This is a genomic window from Geobacillus sp. G4 (genome assembly GCF_040327975.1).
GTDB classification, from domain to species: Bacteria; Bacillota; Bacilli; order Bacillales; family Anoxybacillaceae; genus Geobacillus; species Geobacillus thermoleovorans.
Map to the genome: position 1 here is coordinate 1 of NZ_JBEPJY010000064.1, position 589 is coordinate 589.

Here is a 589-nt window from a genome sequence, read left to right on the forward strand (position 1 = left end):
TTTGGTTCATCACCAAAAGTTGTACTTGCACCTGTCATGAAAGTATGTTAGCTGTTTCTAGCCGAACCCGCAATGCAAAACGCTGGATATTTCTGTATCCGTATCCCCGACGTTTCATCAGCTTGATCTTGTTATTTGTTCCCTCCATTTTCCCATTTGAATAAGGGGATAAAATGCACGATATGATTTCGTCTGTTCGTTTGACGAGTGATTTTGCGATGGCGCGAACAGCAGAACAAGGACAAAACAAATACCGATGAACCCAGGCGTTCAAACGACGTTTCGCTTGTCGCTCGTTTTGGCTTTTGGATACATAACGAAAATGTTGAAGGGATTGATAGACAGCCTGCAAGGAATCGCTCTCTTTCTGCCACTCCCGCACCGTTTGGCGTTCCTCCTCGGTGAGCTTCTCGGGGCGCTGGGTCAATAAGCGGCAAACATACCGGACATGCCCATGTTTCTTGTTCCCTTTTCCGAAGGATTTGCGGCATCGATCCAACGCTTCCGTAAACAATTGAATCACATGAAAATAATCGACCACATGCTTCGCTTCCGGACACGCCCCTTGAATCGCTTTTTTCATCGCTGG

The 589-nt window shown here is 46.7% G+C and carries 1 protein-coding gene; it reads right to left on the reverse strand.

Annotated features, from left to right (window positions below):
* Window positions 1–34: 34 nt before the first annotated feature.
* A partial coding sequence (locus tag ABS784_RS16945; RefSeq protein WP_352513363.1) for a transposase occupies window positions 35–589 on the reverse strand: 555 nt, incomplete at its 5' end.